Genomic DNA, 19309 nt, shown 5'->3' with positions numbered 1-19309 from the left:
CATCAACAAAGTAACCCCAAAGGCGGGAAATGGCGCCCCCGGCGAGAAAAGGCCAGAATGGAGTTCGGTCCCACAGGAGGAGCGTCTACATGGGCGACCGCACGGCCTTCCGCACCTGTCCCCTCTGCGAGGCCCTCTGCGGGCTGGAGCTGACCCTCGACGGCGCCGGCGCCGTGACGCGCGTGCGCGGCGACAAGAGCGACCCGTTCAGCAAGGGCTTCCTGTGCCCGAAGGGCGCGACGCTCGGGGTCCTCGACGGCGATCCGGACCGGCTGGGCGAGGCGCTCGTCCGCGACGGCGAGACGCATCGGACGGCCGGGTGGGACGAGGCGTTCGACACCGTCCGGCGGGAGCTGGCCCGCGTGATCGGGCGGTACGGGCGGGACGCGGTCGCCGTCTACATCGGCAACCCGACGGCGCATTCGATCGCGGGGCCGCTGTACGCCGGGGCGATCGTGAAGGCGCTCGGCACCCGCAACCTCTACACCGCGAGCACCGCCGACCAGATGCCGAAGCACGTGAGCTGCGGGCACATGTTCGGCGACCCGCTCGCCATTCCGGTGCCGGACCTCGACCGCACCGGCCACCTGCTGATGCTGGGCGCGAACCCGCTGGAGTCCAACGGCAGCCTCGCGTCGGCGCCCGACTTCCCGGGACGGCTGAAGGCGATCCGGGAGCGCGGCGGGAAGGTCGTCGTGGTCGACCCGCGCCGCACCCGGACGGCCGCGCTCGCCGACGAGCACCTGTTCATCCGTCCCGGCACCGACGCGTTCCTGCTGATGGCGCTCGTCCACACCCTGTTCGCCGAGGACCTGGTCACCCTGCGCCTCGACGGGCTGGTGAACGGCCTGGACGACCTGCGCGCCCTCGCCGTCGACTTCGCGCCCGAGCGCGTCGCGCCGGTCACCGGCGTGCCCGCCGCGACGATCCGCCGGACCGCGCGCGAGCTCGCCGCCGCCGAGCGCGCCGCCGTCTACGGGCGGATCGGCACGTGCACCCAGGCGTTCGGGACGCTCAACAGCTGGCTCGTGGACGTCCTCAACGTGCTGACCGGCAACCTGGACCGGCCCGGCGGCGCGATGTTCCCGCGTCCCGCGCACGCCCCCGTGTACCGGCGCAAGAGGCCGTTCACGACCGGGCGGTGGCGCAGCCGCGTCCGGGACCTGCCCGAGGTCAACGGCGAGCTGCCGGTCGCGACGCTGGCCGACGAGATCGAGACGCCCGGCGAGGGGCGGATCCGCGCGCTGGTCACCGTCGGCGGGAACCCGGCGCTGTCCGCGCCGAACGCCGCCCGGCTCGACCGCGCGCTCGCCGGCCTCGACTTCATGGTGAGCGTCGACCCGTACCTGAACGAGACGACCCGGCACGCGCACGTCGTCCTGCCGCCGCCGCGCCCGGTGCAGACGCCGCACTACGACATCGCGCTGACCGGGCTGGCCGTCCGCGACTACGCGCGCTACTCGCCGCCGATCGTCGCGCTGCCGGACGGGCGGCCGAGCGAGTCCGGCATCCTGGCGCGGCTCGCGCTGGCCGCGGCCGGCACCGACGGCGACCCGGCCGCGCTGGACGAGATGATCATCACGTCGACGCTGCGGAAGGCGACCGAGATGCCCGCCTCGCCGGTGCACGGCCGCGAACCCGACGAACTGCGCAAGATGCTCGACGAGAGCGGCACGCCCACCGAGCAGCGGCTCGACATGATGCTGCGGCTCGGCCCCTACGGCGACGGCTTCGGCGCCGACCCCGACGGCCTGACGCTGACCCGGCTGCGCACCGAGCACCCGCACGGCCTCGACCTCGGCGCCCTCAAGCCCCGCATCGACGAGGTGCTGTGCACGACGTCCGGACGCGTCGAGCTGTGCCCGCCCACGTGCGCCGCCGACGTCGACCGGCTCCACTCCGCGCTGCGCGGCCACCGGCCGCCGGAGTTCGTGCTGATCGGGCGGCGGCACCTGCGCTCCAACAACAGCTGGCTGCACAACGTCCCCGAGCTGGTGCGCGGCTCCAACACCTGCACGCTGCAGCTCAACACGGGCGACGCCGCGCGGCTCGGCGTCGCCGCCGGCGACACCGTCCGGGTCGGCTCCCGCACCGGCTCGGTCGAGGCCGTCGCCGAACCCACCGACGCCGTCATGGCGGGCGTCGTCAGCCTCCCGCACGGCTGGGGGCACGACCGTCCCGGCACCCGCACCGCCGTCGCGCGCGAGCACGCCGGCGTGAACGTGAACGCCGTCACCGACGAACAGGAGATCGACCCGCTGTCCGGCAACGCCGTGTTCAACGGCGTCCCCGTCACCCTGACGCCGGTGCGGGCCTGACCTCGTTCCCCCAGGGGGCGGCCCCCTGGGGCCCTGTCACGCTGTGTTTAGGGCCGGCGCGTCCAGGTAGGTATTCCTCGCCGCGGGCGGCTCGGGCCGCCTCGAACGTCACTTGGGGGATCGACTAACCTCGCAACCAAGCGTCCCATTACGGCCGTCTCTAACCAGTGGGCCGGACGGAACCGATGGGTCCGGGCGCCGCCCCAGGCGGCCGCCCGCACGCACCCGAGGGAGGGACATGAACCGGCGGTCGAGCAACATCTTCCGGCGCGGGGCACGGGCGCAGGCGTCCCAGCGGCTGGCGGACGCGACGGACACCCTGGAGCACGCGCGCGGCCTCGACCGCACCATCCGGGTGCTCTCGACCGCCGTGCGGAGGACGCTCCGCCCCGGGCCGCTGAAGGACGCCCTGCACGGCGTCCCGTTCGGGCACCCCGCGCACACACCGCTCACCGACGTGCCGATCGGCTGCTGGATGTCGTCGGCGATCCTCGACCTCATGCCGGGCACGGCGCGCGCCTCCCAGGCGCTCGTCGCCGCCGGGCTCGCCGGGGCCGTCCCGACCGTCCTCACCGGCATCGCCGACTGGTCCGCGCTGCACCGCGAGCAGCAGCGCGTCGGGCTGGTGCACGCGTCCGCGACGGCCACCGCGAGCATGCTGTACTCGGCGTCCCTCGCCGCTCGCTACCAGGGACGCGACGGCGCGGGCAAGGCGTTCGGGTTCGCCGGGCTCACCGTGCTGCTCGGCGGCGCCTACCTCGGCGGGCACCTGGCGTTCCGGCAGGCCGCCGGCGCCAGCCACGCCGACCAGACCGCCCACCTCGTCGGGACCGGCTGGCACGACCTGTGCGCCGTCGACGAGCTTCCCGACGGCTGGCCCGTGCACCGCCGCCTCGGCTACATCAGCCTGTTCGTGCTGCGCGAGGGCGACGAGATCAACGTGCTCGCCGACCGCTGCAGCCACCTCGCCGGGCCGCTGCACCAGGGCCGCATCGTCACCGACGACAACGCCGACACCTGCATCGTCTGCCCGTGGCACGGCAGCACGTTCCGGGTCCGCGACGGCTCCGTGGTGCACGGCCCCGCGACCGCCCGCCAGCCCTGCTTCGAGACCCGCGTCACCGACGGCGTCGTCCAGGTCCGGCCGCTCGGCTAGGCGGGAGCCCGGCCCGTCAGGAGCCCTCTCGCCGGTCAGGAGCCCGGCGCGGCGTCGTCGGGATGCGCGTCGGCGTTCGGGTACTCCACGAGGGCCAGGACGCGGCTGGCCATGAAGCGGGCCGTGCGGACGGGGGTCCCGGTGCGGGTGACCTCGCTGACCTCCACCACGCCGCGGCGGGTCGCGACCTCGACGCGGCGGCCCGCCCGGGCGGCGACCACCTCGTACGTCCGCGTCCCCTCGCCGCCGGCGTCGATCACGATCTCCACCCTGTCGCCCTTCATCGGCGCGAACCTCCGGTTGTCGAACGTATATTCGACTTATACCCCGAAACCGCTCGAACGAATCGCCGCGAACAGGGTGAAAACGCTGGTCAGCGCAGGAGATTGACGATCGCGACGACGCCCACGACGACGATGACGCCGCGCAGCACGAGGGGCGGGATGCGGCGCCCCACCTTCGCGCCGAGGAACCCGCCGACCGTCGAGCCGGCCGCGATCAGCAGCACCGCCCACCAGTCGATCCCGGTGTCGGAGTACAGCCAGGTGAGGATGAACAGGATCGCCGCCGTGCCGTTGACGATCGCCGACAGCACGTTCTTGCTCGCGTTCAACCGCTGCAGGTCGTCGTCCAGCATGATGCCGAGCAGCGCGATCAGGATGATGCCCTGCGCGGCGCCGAAGTAGCCGCCGTACATGCCGGCCAGCAGGACGCCGATCCACAGCCACGGCCCGCCGTGCGCGTGGCCGCCGCCGTCCTCGCGGCGCTCCCGGATCCACTTCTGCAGCCGCGGCTGGACCACCACCAGCACCAGCGCGATGACGATCAGGATCGGGACGATGAACTTGAACGCCGAGGCGGGCAGGCCCAGCAGCAGGAGCGCGCCGATCACCGCGCCGACCAGCGACGCGCTGCCGAGCCGCAGCAGCCGGGCCCGCTGCCCCTTCAACTCGGCGCGGTACCCGTAGGCGCCGGTCACCCCGCCCGGGACGAGCCCGATGTTGTTGGACACGTTCGCCACCACGGGCACGTAGCCGAGCGCCACGAGCGTCGGGAACGTGATCAGGGACCCCGAGCCCACGACCGTGTTGATGCCTCCGGCGGCGACCCCGGCCGCGAACACCGCGGCCGCGTCCAGCAGGTTCAAGAGCGCCCCATCCCCGAGCTAGCAGTTCGCAACGGCGCTCATGATGGTAGGGACAGTGCAGCTCAGGACGCTAATGGGGGTGGCGGTTCCGTGACGGTTGGTCCCGAAAGGCCGGGTGATCGCGGAGCGCGCCGCCGAACGGCCCGGTCAGCGGACCGCGCGCGCGTACCAGCGGCCGTTCTGCCGGTCGATCGCCAGCGGCAGCCCGAAGCAGGCCGTCAGGTGCTCGGGGGTGAACACCTCGTCGACCTTGCCCTGCGCGACGATCTCGCCCTTGCGCAGCAGCAGCGCGTGCGTGAAGCCGTCCGGGACCTCCTCGACGTGGTGGGTCACCACCACCATCGTCGGCGCCCCCGGGTCGTCGGCGAGCGCGCCGAGCCGGGCGACCAGGTCCTCGCGGCCGCCGAGGTCGAGGCCCGCGGCGGGCTCGTCCAGCAGCAGCAGCTCCGGGTCGGGCATCAGCGCGCGGGCGATCTGCACCCGCTTGCGCTCGCCCTCCGACAGCGTGGTGAACGTCCGCGTCATCAGGTCGGCGCAGCCGAGCGCGTCCAGCAGCGCGACGGCGCGGCTGACGTCGGTGGAGTCGTACTCCTCCTGCCAGCGGCCGAGGATCGCGTACGAGGCGGTCAGCACCAGGTCGATGACCTTCTCGCCGGCCGGCACCTTCTCGGCGAGCGCGGTGCTGGCGAGACCGATGCGCGGGCGCAGCTCGAACACGTCGGTGCGGCCGATCTCCTCCTCCAGGATCTCCACCGCGCCCTCGGTGGGGTGCATCATCGCGGCGGCGATCTGCAGCAGCGTGGTCTTGCCCGCCCCGTTGGGGCCGACGACGACCCACCGCTCGCCCTCGTTCACCGTCCACGTGACATCGCGCAGCAGGGCGGACCCCCCGCGCCTGACCCCGACTCCGCGGAGCTGAAGTACCTCGCCGGCCATCGCGCGCCTTCGTCCCCATTCCCGGTGATCCCACCGGTCCCGGTCCGGACCGGTCCGTCGTCCAGGAAAGAACCTATGCGATACCGGGCCCCCGCCGCCCCCCGGCTCCCCGCCGGCACCCCCGTCCCGGCCGCCGGGGGAAGCAGGGAACGTCCCGCGCGCCCGATGGCACAGGCGATCCGAGCGCTTATGGTGGATCGCATGCCCATTGGGGAGTGTTGGACGGGTTGGCTTCTTCCCCTCATCGAAGGGGGGACTTCTCACGGCTCGCGCCGTGAGGGTTTCTGCTTCGTCGCCGACGGCCCCGTCCGGGAGGGCTCCCGTTGAGGTCTTACACCGGCTCCACAGACCGACACCGCCAGCCCGGCGGCCAGAAGGTTGCGTGCCGCGTTCACGTCCCGGTCATGGGTCGCGGCGCAGCCGTCGCACGTCCACTCGCGGACGCTGAGCGGCATCCTGCCGTGCAGGGTGCCGCAGGACGAGCACAGTTTGGAGGAGGGGAACCATCGGTCCACCGCGATGACCTCGCGGCCGTACCAGGCGGCCTTGTACTCCAGCATGCTCCGGAACTCGCTCCAGGCCGCGTCGGAGATGGCGCGGGCGATCGTGTGGTTCCTAAGCAGGTTCCGGACGGACAGGTCCTCGATCACGATCGTTTGGTTGTCACGAACGAGCCGAGTGGTGATCTTGTGCAGGGTGTCGCGGCGCCGGTCGGTGATCCGGGCGTGGACGCGGGCGACGCGGCGGCGGGCCCTGTCCCGGTTGGCCGAGCCTTTGGCCTTGCGGGACAGGTGGCGCTGGGCCTTGGCGAGGCGTTCCCGGTCCCGACGTTCGTGCCGGGGGTTGGTGATCTTCTCGCCGGTGGACAGGGTGAGCAGGTGGTCCAGGCCGGCGTCCACGCCGACCGCCGCGTCGGTGGCGGGCAGCGGTCGCACGGCGGGGTCATCGCACAGCAGCGAGACGAACCAGCGTCCGGCGCCGTCCTGGGAGACGGTGACCGTGGACGGCCGCACACCCTCGGGCAGGGGCCGGGACCATACGATCGCCAATGGCCCATCCATCTTCGCCAGCGTCAATTCACCGTCCCGGAAGCGGAACGCCGAGGTGGTGTATTCGGCGGATCCGCGGGACTTCTTCTTGCTCTTGAACCGCGGGTATTTCGCCCGCCTGGCAAAGAAGCCGGTGAATGCCGCCTGCAGGTGGCGCAGCGCCTGCTGGAGGGGGACCGAGGACACCTCGTTGAGGTAGGCGAGTTCGTCGGTCTTCTTCCAGGCGGTGAGCATCGCCGAGGTGGCGTTGTAGTTCACCCGCTCCTGCCGCAGCACCCACGCCTGTGTGCGGGCGGCGAGAGCGAGGTTGTAGACCTTGCGCACGCATCCGAACGTGCGCGCCAACTCTGCTGCTTGCGCACAAGTCGGGTAGAAACGGTATTTGAACGCCCGCTTCACGGATGCGGTCACGACTCACAAGCTAGCAAGCCGACCAGTGAAACGTGCCTGGTCGGCAAAGGACGACGGATCGCGGGGCAGCGATCGTCCGTTCCGTCCGCCTCACGGGAGCTTCGGTTTCGCGCCTGGCCGGAGTCGCCCGCATCCGAGAAAGAGGTCTGATGAGCAAGGACGTGGCGACCGCGCTGGTCGCGTGGGGCAATGCCTGGCTGACCGGGAGCGTCGGCCTGGACGAGGCGGTGGACGCGGTCGAGGAGGCGGCCGGCCCGCAGATCCTCGGCGGCGAGCCCGCCGAGGTGACGCTGCGCCGCGGGCTCGGCGACCTGCGGGTCGGCGGCCTGACCGCGCTGCGGCTGGCGCTGCCCGAGCCGGGCGACCCGCTCGGGCTGACCGGCCCGGCCGAGTTCAACCGGACCGCGATCGACGCCGGCGCGGCGGTGGTCGCGCTGCTCGGCGACCGGGCGATCGGGCTGGTCCCCGAGGAGGACCGGCGCGGCTCGTCCTACGTCGGGGTGCGCTGGACCACGCACGACGCGTCCGCGAGCCCGCCGGACGTGCCGGGCCTCGCCGACGCCGACCGGCAGCTGACGCTGGCGATGCGGGACGCGACCGAGGCGCTGCTGACCGTGGACGACGTGACCGGCGTGCCGCCGGAGATCGCCGACGCGCTGGTCGACCTGCGCGACCCGCAGCGCGGCCATCCGCTGGCCCCCGGCTACCCGCCGCGCGCGCACCGGCTGGCGGCGCTCGCCACGCGGCTGTCGATGGTCGTGGACCTGGCGCGGCGGATGGACGAGCGCGGCCTCACGGCCGACCAGATGCACCGCCGCGGGGAGGCGCTGCGGCTGCTCGACCGGGCCGTCCGGCGGGCGCTGGTCGCCGCGTGCAACAGCGCGTTCGACCCCGTCCCGTAGCGGGACCGCACGGCGCCGGGAAACGGAAAACGGGACGTCCCCGGAGGGACGCCCCGCTCAACGCGTGCCGTGCGCTCAGGCGCGCACGACGAGGGTGTTGCAGATCTTGTCGGCGAAGGTCTGCTTGCGCTCGTCCCACAGCGGCCAGAGGTAGCCGATGTCGCAGGCGATGCTGTCGGCGAAGTGGGCCAGGCGCCGCACGAAGGCGCCGCCGAAGCCGAGGACCTGGCCGGTCTGGGCGCTGACCACCTTGATGCCCATCTGGCGCTTGCCGAGCGTCTGCCCGGTGGTGCCCTCCTGGTAGATCATCCAGATGCCGCCGCCGAAGCCGATGACCGCGGCGACCAGCAGGAACAGCAGCCCGATGACGACGCCGCCGCCGCTTCCGGAACCCATCAGCAGGGCCGCGATGAAGTAGAGGATGCCGACCGGCGCGCCGATCACGAGCCCGTCGATGATGGTGGCACCGGCACGCGAGCCCCATTCGGCCAGTTGGCCGGTCGAGCCGTAGTGGTGGTGGTGCACCTCCTGGTAGCCCGGCTGCGCCTGGGCGGGCACCTGCGGGCCGCCGTAGGCCGGCTGCGCCGCGGGCGGCTGGCCGTAACCCGGCTGCGCGGCGGGCTGGCCGTACCCGGGCTGGGCCGCCGGCTGGCCGTAACCCGGCTGCTGCGCCGGCGGCTGGCCGTAGCCCGGCTGGGGCTGCTGGCCGTACCCGGGCTGGGCGGGCGGCTGGCCGTAGCCCGGCTGCTGCGCCGGCGGCTGGCCGTACCCGGGCTGCTGCTGCTGCCCGTACCCAGGCTGCTGCTGCCCGTAGCCCGGCTGCTGACCGTACGGGTCGTAGGGGTTACCCACACTTGCTCCTTATTGATTGACCCTGGTGGATATGTGACGCCCGCCGGACCCGGAGGGCTCCGCAAGTCTGACCGACGACCGACCGCGGCTCAAACCCGCAGAACACCGAACCGGACGAGCTGCCACAGCTCCGACCCGGCGAGGGCGGTGCCGAGCATTCGGGCACGGGTCTTCGGCTGGAGTGCCCACCACCGTCCCCAGGGCCCCGGCGGGGCGAGGGCGACGGCGATCGCACCGGTCAGGGCCGCCGGGTCCGCCCGCACGCCGCGGGCCGGACGGCCCGTGACGAGGTCGGTGAACGCGGCGGTCCCCCCGAGCAGGGGACGCGGGGGACCGGTGAGCGCCCGCCAGGGGCGGAGCACGCCGGGGTCGTGGAGGCGGTGGATCCGTGAAACGCCGACGGCCGCAACGGCCATCGCCGCAACGCGCAGCATCGCGGCTCGCGGGCCGCGCCGCGCTGCGGTGAGGGTCCGGCTGACGAGCCTGCCGAGCGCACCGTCCGGTGCGCCGGTGGCCGCCGCCCCGGGCGCTCCCCCCAACGAATCCTCCGCCTCGAAGACATACAGCTGAGTGACCCGTATACCGGGTGCACCCGGAGGCGGGTCAAGTCCGGGCAACGATCCGCGACGGGACCGTTACCGAGGGCATGCTGAGTCCACCTCGGAGCAAGAGTAGGACAAACCGGCAGCTATGCGGGCACGCTTTACAGGTACCGATGCACGAATGACTCCGCGAGGACACCGGAAGACCCGGCGGAGGCGGCCGCGGACGGAGCCGCGGAGACGGCCGCGGGCGGAGCCGCGGGCAGCACGGGGCGAGCCCGAAGGGGCGGGCGACCGGACCGGATCCGGACCCGGATCAGGACTGGGACGCGGCGGCGCCCACGACCACCGGGCCGCCGGCGTCGGAGTGGTACTCCGCCTCGACGACGTCCGCCACCACCGCGGTGATGTTGTCCGGGCCGCCGTTGGCCCGGGCCTCCTCGATCAGCGCGGCGACGGCCCGCTGCGGATCGGCCTCCGCGGACAGCAGCTCGTAGATGCGCTGCGCCTCCACCGGACCGCTCAGCCCGTCGGAGCAGAGCAGGTAGCGGTCGCCGAGCCGGGCCTCGCGCGGGCGCAGGTCGGGCTCGCGGTCGTCCCGGCCGTCCAGCACCCGGTACAGCACGTGGGACAGCCGCGAGGTCTCGGCCGGGTCGGCGGTCTGCCCCGCCTGCTCGGCCTCCGCCTTCAGCAGCTCGTCCATCGTGTGGTCCTGGGTCATCTGGAAGAGCTCGCCGTCGCGCAGCAGGTAGCCGCGCGAGTCGCCGATGTGCGCCAGGGCCACCGACTCGCCCGACCACAGCATCGCGGTCAGGGTGGTGCCCATCCGGCTCAGGTCGGGCCGCTCCTCGCGGACGATGCGCAACTTCTCGTTGGCCTCCGCGACCGCGCGGCCGAGGCTCTCGACCAGATCGTCACCATGGGCGCCGGTGTCCAGTGAGCGCAGCGAGCCGATGACGGTCGAGCTCGCGACCTCGCCGCCGGCATAGCCCCCCATGCCGTCCGCGACCGCGATCAACCGCGCACCGGCGTAGCCCGAGTCCTCGTTGTTCTCTCGGTTGCACCCGATGTCACTGCCTGCTGCGTACCTGATTGCTACGTTCATACCGATTTCGATGACGATCCTGTCAGAGGAGTTGTATCACTCACGGGCGGCCTGCCCGGCCCGGTCCGCACCGTCCTCCCGGCCGGCGCCGTCCTGGCCGCCGCCGCTCTGGCCGATGCCGTTCCGGACGGCGTACAGCGCCGCCTGCGTCCGATCCTGCACTCCCAGTTTCATGAGCAGATTACTGACGTGCGTCTTGACCGTCTTCTCCGAGACCACGAGCGCGCGGGCGATCTCCCGGTTCGATCTGCCGCACGCGATGTGCACGAGCACCTCCCGTTCCCGTTCGGTGAGCGCGGCGAGGCCGCGGTCGGCCGGCTCGCGCCCGGACTCCGAGCGCAGCACCGCCTCCGCCGCGTCCGGCGCGAACAGCACATGACCGTCGTGCACCGCCCTGATCGCCTGGACGAGGGCCCGCGGGTCCACGTCCTTGTACAGGTAGCCGGCCGCGCCCGCCCGCACCGCCGGCAGCACGTGCCCGCGCTCGGTGACGCTGGTCAGGATCAGCACCCGCGCCCCCACTCCCCGAGCCCGCAGCTCCGTCAGCGCGGTCACGCCGTCGGCGCCCGGCATCTTGAGGTCCATCAGCACGATATCGGGCTCCAGCGATTCGGCCAGCGTCACGGCCGAAGTGCCGTCCGCGGCCTCCCCGACCACCTCGATGTCGTCCTGGATGCTCAGGAACGTGCGCAGCCCCTGCCGGACGACCGGATGGTCGTCGGCGATCAGCACCCGGATCGGCTGCGAGGGCGGGGTCACAGCGGCACCTCCAGCCGGACGGTGGTGCCGCTCTCCGGGCCGGTGCCGACCGCGAACGTCCCGCCGATCGAGCACGCCCGGTCGCGCATCGACGCGAGCCCGAGCCCGCCCTGCTGCTCGCCGTCGAGGGCGTCGAAGCCGGACCCGTCGTCGGCGACCTCCAGCACGGCGCGGCCGCCGTGCACGGTCAGGCTGACGTCGACCGTCCGCGCCCCGGCGTGCCGCAGCGCGTTGTAGACGGCCTCCTGCGCGATCCGCAGCACCACGGCCTCGTGCGCCTCCGGCAGGACGACCGGTTCGGCGGCGGTGAACCGGACGGCGGTCTCGTGCGCCCGGTCCAGCACCTCGGCGTGCTTGCGCAGCGAGGCGACCAGGCCGTCGGCGAGGTCCGCCGGCCGCAGCTCGAAGATCACCGCGCGCAGCTCGGCGAGCGCGTCGGCGGCGAGCCGCTCGACCTGCTCCAGCTCCCGGACCGTCCGCGCCGGGTCCTTCTCGGCCAGCGCGGACGCGGTGCGGGCCGTCAGCCGCAGCGAGAACAGCTTCTGCGCGACGGCGTCGTGCAGCTCGCGGGCCAGCCGGTTGCGCTCGGCGACGACCGTCAGCTCGCGGTTGTGCTCGTACAGCCGGGCGTTCGCCATCGCGATGGCGGCGTGCGCGGCGAACAGCGTCAGCAGGTCCTGGTCGTCCTGCGTGAACCCGCCGGGCCGCCGCTTGTTCGCCAGGAAGATGATGCCGAGGACGTCGTCGCCGTCCTTTATCGGCACGCCCAGGAAGTCCTTCAGGACGGGGTGCGCGACCGGCCAGCCCTCGAACTCCGGCTCCTTGCGGATGTCGGGCAGCCGCTTCGGCGTGTCGCCGTGCAGCATCGCCGCGAGCATGCCGTGCTGGCGGGGCAGCGGGCCGATCCGCTCCCAGTCCTCGTCGGAGACGCCCTCGACGACGAACTCGGCGAAGGACCCCTCGTCGTCGGGCACGCCGAGCGCCGCGTACCGGGCGTCCAGCAGCTGCGCCGCCGCCCGGACGATGACCTGGAGCACCTCGTGCACCGACAGGTGGCGGGTGACCGCGAGCACGGCGGAGCTCACCGCGTGCAGGGTCGCGCCCTGCCCGGTTCCGAGCCCTTCCGCGTCGCCCATCGCGGCTTCCCGCCTCCCCTTCGCACGCCGTTCGCGCGCCGTTCGGCGCGCACATGTGAAGACCGTACTCGGTTTTGCGTCCGCGCCTCCGGACGCGGGCCCCGGCATGGGGGTCCGGGGTCCTAAGACCATTTGCGGAGCGGGCCCGGGGGCCGATGGCCGATGCCGGAAACCGCGCCTGTTCCTAGCGTCGGGGACATGGAGACGGCCGGCACGAAGACAGCACTGATCACTGGAGCGTCGCGGGGTCTCGGGCGCGCGCTGGCCCGCGAGCTGGCGCGGGACGGCTGGCGGCTCGTCGTCGACGGGCGCGACGCGGCGGCGCTGGACGCGGCGGCCCGCGAGATCGGGGGCGAGGTCACGGCGATCGCCGGGGACGTCGCCGACGCCGCGCACCGCGCCGACCTCGCCCGCGCCGTCTCCGGCGGGCTCGACCTGCTCGTCAACAACGCGAGCACCCTCGGCACGACGCCGCTGCCCCGGCTCGCCGACCAGCCCGTCGCCGACCTCGCCGCGACGTACGCGACGAACGTGCTGGCGCCGCTCGCGCTGATCCAGGCCGTCCTGCCGGCGCTGCGGGATCGGCAGGGCGCGATCCTCAACGTCACCTCGGACGCGGCGGTCGAGAACTACGCGACGTGGGGCGGCTACGGGTCGTCGAAGGCGGCGCTGGAGCAGCTGTCCAACGTCCTCGCGGCCGAGGAGCCCTACGTGCGCGTGTGGTGGGCGGACCCGGGGGAGATGCGCACCGACATGCTGCGCGCCGCCGGAGAGGACGCCGACGCCGCGCCGCCGCCCGAGGAGGCCGCCGCCGCGTTCCGCCGGCTCGTCGACGGCCGGCCCGCGAGCGGCCGGTACCGCGCCGCGGACCTGGCGGGCGCACGATGACCACCGTGATCGAACCGGAGGAGGCGGCCGCCGGGGAACGGCCGCGCCAGGGGGTGATGAGCGGCGGGTACCGGGTGCCGACCCTCGGCATCGTCCTCGTCGTCACCCTGCTGGCCTTCGAGTCCATGTCGGTCGGCACCGTCATGCCCACCGTCGCCGGCGACCTGGACGGCCTGTCGCTGTACGCGTGGGGCTTCAGCGCGACGCTGATCGCGAGCCTGCTGTCGGTCGTGCTGGCGGGCGGGTGGGTCGACCGGTTCGGCCCGGCCCGCCCGTTCATGATCGGGCTCGGCGTGTTCGTGGCCGGGCTCGCCGTCGCCGGGGCCGCGCCGACCATGTGGCTGTTCGTCGCCGGACGCGCGGTCCAGGGCCTCGGCTCCGGCGTCCCGATGGTCGCGCTCTACGTGGTGATCGCCCGCGTCTACCCCGACCACCTGCGGTCCCGCGTGTTCGCCGCGCTGTCGGCCGCCTGGGTGCTGCCGTCGCTGATCGGCCCCGCCGTCGGCGGCGCCGTCGCCCAGCACTTCGGCTGGCGCTGGGTGTTCCTCGGCCTCATCCCCCTCGTCATCCCGGCCGCGCTGCTGCTGACGCCCACGCTGCGCGGCGTCCGCCGGTCCGGGGCCGCGCCGGACGCGGCGGGCCGCGCCCGGTACATCACGGCCATCGCCGCGGCGGCGGGCGCCGGGCTGCTGCTCTACGGCCTCGGCCGCACCGGCTGGACGATGGTCCCGGCCGCCCTGGTGGGCCTCGCCGGGCTCGGCTACGGGCTCCCCCGGCTGCTGCCCGCCGGGACGCTCCGGTTCCGCCGCGGGCTGCCCAGCATCGTCCTCGTCCGGGCGCTGCTGTCCGGCGCGTTCTTCGGCGCCGACTCCTTCGTCCCGCTGACCCTCACCTCGCTGCACGGGTTCAGCGCGACCACGGCCGGCATCGTGCTGACCGTCGGCGGGCTCGGCTGGTCCGCCGCGTCCCAGATCCAGGGACGGTCGGAGCGGTCCCGCGCGTTCTTCGCCCTGCTCGGTGCGGTGCTCGTCACCGTCGGGATCGTCGCCGTGACCATCGCGCTCCAGCTGTCCGGCTGGGCGGCCGTGCCCGCCTGGATCGTCGGCGGCGCCGGGATGGGCTTCGCGACGGGCAGCCTCAGCGTCCTGATGCTGGACCTGTCCCCCGAGGACGAGCAGGGCGTCAACTCCTCGGCGCTGCAGGTCGCCGACACCCTCGGCTCGTCCCTCGTGGTGGGCGCCGCGGGGGCGCTCGTCACCGGCTTCGGCGCCGGCCGGCTCCACCTGGGGCTCGGCGCCGCCGGAGCGATGTTCGCCGCGATCGCCGCCGTCGGCGTGGTCGCCGCACTCCGCCTGGAGGCCCGGAAATGACCGACATCATCGACTTCACCCTGCCGCGCGACCTCGAAGCCCACGAACCGCCCGAAGCCCGCGGCCGCACCCGCGACGGCGTCCGCCTGCTCGTCGGCCGCCGCGCCACCGGCGAGGTCTCCCACCACGCGTTCCGCGACCTGCCGTCGCTGCTGGACGCCGGCGACCTCCTCGTGGTCAACACCTCGTCCACGCTGCCCGCCGCCGTCCGCCTCGACCGCATCAGCGTCCACTTCTCCACGCCCCTGCCGGGCGCCGACGACCGCCACTGGATCGTCGAACTCCGCCGCATGTCCGGGAAAACGAGCCTCCCCTACAGCGGCGGCAGCCCCGGCGAATGGATCCCGATGCCCGGCGGCGCCACCCTCACCCTCATCCGGCGCAGCACCGACCGGCTCTGGCAGGCCCGGCTGAGCACCGACGTCGTCCCCTACCTGCGGCGCCACGGCGTCCCCATCCGCTACGGGCACGTCGACCGCGACTGGCCCGCCGCCGCCTACCAGACCGCGTTCGCCCACGACCGCTCGGCGGGCGGAGCCGAGATGCCGAGCGCCGCCCGCCCCTTCACCCCCGAACTGGTCACCCGGCTGGTGTCGCGCGGCGTCCTGATCGCCCCGATCACCCTGCACACCGGCGTCGCGTCCCCCGAGGCCCACGAACCGCCCTACGCCGAACGCTACGAGGTGTCCGCACCCACCGCCGCGCTGGTCTCCCACGTCCGCTCCCGCGGCGGCCGCGTCATCGCGGTCGGCACCACCGCCGTCCGCGCCCTGGAGACGTCCGTGGACGCCTCCGGACACGTCCGGCCGTCCTCGGGCTGGACCGAGCACGTCGTCACGCCCGAACGCGGCGTCCGAGCCGTCGACGGCCTCCTCACCGGCCTCCACGAGCCCCGCTCGTCGCACCTGATGATGCTCACCGCCATCGCCGGCCCCGACCTGCTCGCCGCCACCTACCAGGCCGCCCTGGACGAGCACTACCTCTGGCACGAATTCGGCGACGCGAACCTTCTGCTGCCGTAGGGCCTCAGGACGGCGGCGACCAGCACAAGTGCGCGGGCACCCCCTCGGTCAGGAAGCTCTCCTCGAACGGCGCCCAGTCCCCGGGATGGTCGATGAGGTGGGCGCGGCGGCCCGCCGGCTCCCCCTGCCCGGCGGGCAGCTCGGGCCGGACGGAGCCCGCCGTGAGCCCGGCCCGCCCCGCGGCCCCGAGCACCGCCTCCGCGTCGAACGGCTCCGTCGGCTCGATCTCGAAGCTGTCGAAGTCCAAGCGAGCCAACAGCGCCTCGACCACGTCCCGGTCCACCGCCCGCGCGCGCGCCGCGCGGATGAGGTCCTCGAAGGCCTTCACCGCCTGCCCCGGGTCGTCCCCCCACGCGAAGAAGGAGTCTTCGACCTGGTCGTCGCGGCCCGTTGTGCCGCCCCCGCCGTCCTCCAGACCGTCCGGATAGTCCGTGCGGGCCCACGCCGAGCCGTCCCACCAGTAGACGTACTGGATGACCTGCTCCTCGTCCATCAACCGCGCCAGCCACTCCCAGGGCAGCCACGCCGGGCCGCCGGCCAGCAGATCGATGGGCGGCACGTGCGCCCGCGTCCTGCTGTAGTCGACGTCGTAGCCGTACAGGATCGCCCGGCCGCCTTCGACCCAGCTCATCCCATGCCAGCCGTTGCCGACGTCGTCACTGCGCACCCCGTCGTCCCGCACCGTCGCGCCCCAGCCCAGGGTGCCGACGCTGAGCAGGGCCAGCGCGCACTTCTCCGCCCACAGATCCTCAGGATCCGCCAGCTCCAACCCCACAGGCACGGGCCACCCCCGGTCTCACGATGATCGTCCCGCCTACGACGCACCCCCCACCCCCGAAGTTCCGCACCGCCCGCCCCCATCGGATGATCTCGGTGGCCTGATCCGGCGCGAACCGGGGGCGGGGCGTTCCGTCCCATTAGGGTGCTGCGCAAGCTCCCGGACCCGTCAGGATCGCGATGACTCTCGATGCGGAACGCCACGCCGAGGCTTTGCGGGCGGACGATCCGGGGCGCGTTGGGCCGTACCGGCTGCTCGGGCGGCTGGGGCAGGGCGGGATGGGGACGGTCTTCCTCGCCGAAGGCCCGGGCGGGGACCGGGTGGCCGTCAAGGTGATCAACCCCGAGCTGGCGGGGGAGGGCGACGCGCTCCGGCGGTTCCGGCGGGAGGTCGAGGCCGCGCGGAGGGTGCGGCGGTACTGCACCGCGCCGCTGATCGACGCCGACCTCGACCGGCGTCCGCCCTACCTCGTCACCGAGTACATCGACGGCCCGAACCTCGAGCGCGCGGTGGGGGGGCGGGGGCCGCTGGCCGGGTCGGCGCTGGAGGGCCTCGCGGTCGGCGTCGCGACCGCGCTGGCCAGGCGTCCGACGTGTTCGCCTGGGGGTGCGTGGTCGCCTTCGCGGGGACGGGACGGCCCCCATTCCAGGGCCGGACGATCGCCGAGACGTTCCATCTGATCCAGACGCGGGAGCCGGTGCTGGACGGTCTCGATCCCGAACTGCGCGGGCTCGCCCTCGCCGCGCTCGCCAAGGACCCGCGGGACCGCCCGTCCGCCGGGGAACTGCTCGACCGGCTGGTCGGTGAGGCGCGTCCCGGCGACCCGGGGACGCTGGAGGCCACCGTGCGGGCCGAGTGGGCGGAGGCGCGGACGCCGGTCGCGGAGCGCGCCGGGCCGGACCGGCGTTCGCTGCGGGTCGGGGCGGCGTCCGCCGCCGTGATCGTCGCGGTGGCGGCCGGGGCGCTCATCGCCCGCGGCGTGGGCTCCGGCGCGGACGCCGGGCCGCCCGGCGACGTCACCCGGGTCTGGGGCGACGACTTCACCGACACCAACGCCGGCTGGCCGGGCGCCCTGGACCACATCTCCGACGAGGTCAAGGGCTCCGGTTACGGCGGGCGGCCACTACCTGGTGGACTCCGGGACGGCCGACGGCAACTGGGTTCCGGCTCCCCTGGACGTCGCCAGGATCCCGGCGCGCGCGCTCGTGACGGTCACGGCCAAGGGGCAGGATCAGCCGGGGATGGGCAGCGGCCGGTACGGGGTCGACTGCCGCGCCGTCGCCGACGCGTCCGGAGTGGCGGGCCGGCGGTACGCGTTCCTGATCCGCAAGGACGGCAGGGAGGCCACGCTCACCAAGACCAGTCCCGACCAGGGCGTCCAGGAGCTGGCGGAGAGCGGCCCGTTGCGCAGCATCAGGCCGGACAAGGCGAACAAGGTCCAGATCGCCTGCGAGGACGAGGTCGGCGGCACGAAGGTCCGGTTGCGGCTCTGGGTGAACGGGCACCGGCTGATCGACACGACCGACGCCCGCCGGCCGCTCGGCCCCGGCCGCGTCGGTCTGGAGGCCGCGCCGGGCGGGGGCGACGAGCCCGCGATGTCAGCGGCGTTCGACGACCTCGCGGTCTGCAAGATCGACTGACCCGGGGGGCGCGCCGTCTCGCATGCCGGACCGGGCGCGCGAGGGGTGTCCCGCGGCCGGTACCGTTGTGGACAGCTATGGACGGGTCAGCACAGCGAACGCTGCTCATCACACTCACCGGACGAGACCGCCCCGGCGTGACGTCGCGGTTGTTCCGCACACTCTCCCAGTTCCCGCTCACCGTCGCCGACGTCGAGCAGGTCGTGATCCGCGGGCGGCTCGTCCTCGGCGTCCTGCTCGCCTACACCGAGGGCGCCGACATCGGCCGCGTGTGGAACGCCGCCGAGAAGGTCGCCAACGATCTCGACATGGAGATCGAGCTGTCCACCGGCCGCAACAAGCGGATGCCGAAGCGCGGCGGCCGGCTGCACGTCACCGTGCTCGGCGCCCCGCTGAAGCCCGCCGCGATGGCCGGCATCGCCGGGCGGATCTCCGCGCACGGCGCCAACATCGACCGGATCGAGCGGCTCGCGCAGAACCCGGTCACCTGCATCGAGATGGACGTCTCCGGCGCCGATCCCGACACGCTGCGCGCCGGGCTCGCCGTCGAGGCCGCCGAGCAGCAGGTCGACATCGCCGTCCAGCACGGCGGGCTGAGCCGGCGCGCCAAGCGGCTGATCGTCATGGACGTCGACTCGACCCTGATCCAGGGCGAGGTGATCGAACTGCTCGCCGAGCACGCCGGCTGCCTCGACGAGGTCGCCAAGGTCACCGAGGCCGCGATGCGCGGCGAGCTGGACTTCGAGGGCTCCCTGCGCGAGCGGGTCGCGCTGCTCGCCGGGCTCGACGCGGCCGCGATCGACGACGTCCGCGACAAGCTGCGGCTGGCGGCCGGCGCCCGCACCATGGTCCGCACGCTGAAGCGCCTGGACTACAAGTTCGCGATCGTCTCCGGCGGCTTCACCCAGGTCACCGACGCCCTCGTCGACGACCTCGGCATCGACTACTCCGCCGCGAACACCCTGGAGATCGAGAACGGCAAGCTCACCGGCCGCGTCACCGGCCCGGTGATCGACCGGGCCGGGAAGGCCGCCGCGCTGCGGCGCTTCGCCGCCGAGGCGGGCATCCCGGTCAGCCAGACCGTCGCGATCGGCGACGGCGCCAACGACCTGGACATGCTCCAGGCCGCGGGCCTCGGCGTCGCCTACAACGCCAAGCCGGTCGTCCGCCAGGCCGCCGACACCGCCGTCAGCGTGCCCTACCTCGACACGATCGTCTTCCTCCTCGGCATCTCCCGCGAGGAGGTCGAGGCCGCCGACGCCGCCGACGCCGCCCAGGACGCCTGAGCGCCCAGCCCG

19 protein-coding genes are annotated in these 19309 nt (G+C 73.7%); 9 read left to right on the top strand and 10 right to left on the bottom strand.

The annotated features are described in order from the left end of the window. The first annotated feature begins 89 nt into the window (after nucleotides 1-89). The gene (locus tag ACA514_RS27935; protein ID WP_375044204.1) at nucleotides 90-2318 is read left to right on the top strand and encodes a molybdopterin-dependent oxidoreductase; all 2229 of its coding nucleotides are present in this window, start codon (nucleotides 90-92) and stop codon (nucleotides 2316-2318) included. Nucleotides 2319-2556: 238 nt separating this feature from the next. Next, complete coding sequence (locus ACA514_RS27930; RefSeq protein ID WP_375044203.1) at nucleotides 2557-3474, top strand: Rieske 2Fe-2S domain-containing protein; 918 nt, start codon at nucleotides 2557-2559, stop codon at nucleotides 3472-3474. Between the two features lie 35 nt (nucleotides 3475-3509). On the opposite strand, the gene ACA514_RS27925 is transcribed toward ACA514_RS27930, so the two are convergent. The 4 genes from ACA514_RS27925 to ACA514_RS27910 form a co-directional block, all read right to left on the bottom strand. Further along, entirely contained in the window at nucleotides 3510-3758 is a 249-nt protein-coding gene (locus ACA514_RS27925; RefSeq protein WP_344272981.1) for a hypothetical protein, read from the bottom strand. Between the two features lie 89 nt (nucleotides 3759-3847). Further along, nucleotides 3848-4621, bottom strand: a complete 774-nt coding sequence (locus tag ACA514_RS27920) for a sulfite exporter TauE/SafE family protein (protein ID WP_375044202.1) — start codon at nucleotides 4619-4621, stop codon at nucleotides 3848-3850. 147 nt (nucleotides 4622-4768) lie between these two features. Continuing rightward, the gene (locus ACA514_RS27915) at nucleotides 4769-5557 is read right to left on the bottom strand and encodes an ABC transporter ATP-binding protein (protein ID WP_375044201.1); all 789 of its coding nucleotides are present in this window, start codon (nucleotides 5555-5557) and stop codon (nucleotides 4769-4771) included. Nucleotides 5558-5817: 260 nt separating this feature from the next. After that, nucleotides 5818-7017, bottom strand: coding sequence for an RNA-guided endonuclease InsQ/TnpB family protein (locus ACA514_RS27910; RefSeq protein WP_375044200.1), 1200 nt, complete (start codon nucleotides 7015-7017; stop codon nucleotides 5818-5820). 149 nt (nucleotides 7018-7166) lie between these two features. Here ACA514_RS27910 and ACA514_RS27905 point away from each other — a divergent pair, with 149 nt between their 5' ends. Beyond that, nucleotides 7167-7919: a hypothetical protein gene (locus ACA514_RS27905; protein WP_375044199.1), complete on the top strand. Its 753-nt coding sequence runs from the start codon at nucleotides 7167-7169 to the stop codon at nucleotides 7917-7919. Between the two features lie 75 nt (nucleotides 7920-7994). Here the strand turns inward: ACA514_RS27905 and ACA514_RS27900 are convergent, their stop codons facing one another. The 5 genes from ACA514_RS27900 to ACA514_RS27880 all read right to left on the bottom strand — a co-directional run bounded on the left by ACA514_RS27900 (nucleotide 7995) and on the right by ACA514_RS27880 (nucleotide 12313). Further along, nucleotides 7995-8771: an RDD family protein gene (locus tag ACA514_RS27900; RefSeq protein WP_375044198.1), complete on the bottom strand. Its 777-nt coding sequence runs from the start codon at nucleotides 8769-8771 to the stop codon at nucleotides 7995-7997. An 89-nt stretch (nucleotides 8772-8860) separates the two neighbouring features. Next, the gene (locus ACA514_RS27895) at nucleotides 8861-9310 is read right to left on the bottom strand and encodes a DUF2752 domain-containing protein (RefSeq protein ID WP_375044197.1); all 450 of its coding nucleotides are present in this window, start codon (nucleotides 9308-9310) and stop codon (nucleotides 8861-8863) included. Between the two features lie 319 nt (nucleotides 9311-9629). Next, nucleotides 9630-10418: a PP2C family protein-serine/threonine phosphatase gene (locus ACA514_RS27890; protein WP_375044196.1), complete on the bottom strand. Its 789-nt coding sequence runs from the start codon at nucleotides 10416-10418 to the stop codon at nucleotides 9630-9632. A gap of 36 nt (nucleotides 10419-10454) precedes the next feature. Beyond that, nucleotides 10455-11177 carry a response regulator gene (locus tag ACA514_RS27885; RefSeq protein WP_375044195.1) on the bottom strand — a complete coding sequence of 241 codons (723 nt, stop codon included), beginning with the start codon at nucleotides 11175-11177 and terminating at the stop codon, nucleotides 10455-10457. Next, nucleotides 11174-12313: a GAF domain-containing sensor histidine kinase gene (locus ACA514_RS27880; RefSeq protein WP_375044194.1), complete on the bottom strand. Its 1140-nt coding sequence runs from the start codon at nucleotides 12311-12313 to the stop codon at nucleotides 11174-11176. Before ACA514_RS27880 ends, ACA514_RS27885 begins: the two co-directional genes overlap by 4 nt. Nucleotides 12314-12511: 198 nt before the next feature. Between ACA514_RS27880 and ACA514_RS27875 the strand changes: the two genes are divergently transcribed. The 3 genes from ACA514_RS27875 to ACA514_RS27865 are packed head-to-tail and all read left to right on the top strand — an operon-like array spanning nucleotide 12512 to nucleotide 15593. Beyond that, complete coding sequence (locus tag ACA514_RS27875; protein WP_375044193.1) at nucleotides 12512-13201, top strand: SDR family oxidoreductase; 690 nt, start codon at nucleotides 12512-12514, stop codon at nucleotides 13199-13201. Beyond that, the gene (locus ACA514_RS27870) at nucleotides 13198-14571 is read left to right on the top strand and encodes an MFS transporter (protein ID WP_375044192.1); all 1374 of its coding nucleotides are present in this window, start codon (nucleotides 13198-13200) and stop codon (nucleotides 14569-14571) included. Before ACA514_RS27875 ends, ACA514_RS27870 begins: the two co-directional genes overlap by 4 nt. Beyond that, complete coding sequence (locus ACA514_RS27865; RefSeq protein WP_375044191.1) at nucleotides 14568-15593, top strand: S-adenosylmethionine:tRNA ribosyltransferase-isomerase; 1026 nt, start codon at nucleotides 14568-14570, stop codon at nucleotides 15591-15593. The genes ACA514_RS27870 and ACA514_RS27865 overlap by 4 nt, the downstream gene beginning before the upstream one ends. Nucleotides 15594-15597: 4 nt before the next feature. Here ACA514_RS27865 and ACA514_RS27860 read toward each other — a convergent pair whose 3' ends face one another. Further along, nucleotides 15598-16374 (bottom strand): hypothetical protein, encoded by a 777-nt coding sequence (locus ACA514_RS27860; protein ID WP_375044190.1) that lies wholly within the window; start codon nucleotides 16372-16374, stop codon nucleotides 15598-15600. A 176-nt stretch (nucleotides 16375-16550) separates the two neighbouring features. On the opposite strand from ACA514_RS27860, the gene ACA514_RS27855 reads away from it, so the two are divergent. From ACA514_RS27855 to serB, 3 genes are all read left to right on the top strand, one after another. Continuing rightward, the gene (locus ACA514_RS27855; protein ID WP_375044189.1) at nucleotides 16551-17051 is read left to right on the top strand and encodes a hypothetical protein; all 501 of its coding nucleotides are present in this window, start codon (nucleotides 16551-16553) and stop codon (nucleotides 17049-17051) included. 450 nt (nucleotides 17052-17501) lie between these two features. Then, complete coding sequence (locus ACA514_RS27850) at nucleotides 17502-18011, top strand: hypothetical protein (protein ID WP_375044188.1); 510 nt, start codon at nucleotides 17502-17504, stop codon at nucleotides 18009-18011. 77 nt (nucleotides 18012-18088) lie between these two features. Then, entirely contained in the window at nucleotides 18089-19297 is a 1209-nt protein-coding gene (gene serB, locus ACA514_RS27845) for a phosphoserine phosphatase SerB (protein ID WP_375044187.1), read from the top strand. Nucleotides 19298-19309: the final 12 nt, after the last annotated feature.

The organism is Actinomadura sp. NTSP31 (genome assembly GCF_041951385.1).
Classification (GTDB): Bacteria; Actinomycetota; Actinomycetes; order Streptosporangiales; family Streptosporangiaceae; genus Spirillospora; species Spirillospora napierensis.
This window is presented reverse-complemented; position numbering and strand designations above follow the sequence as displayed.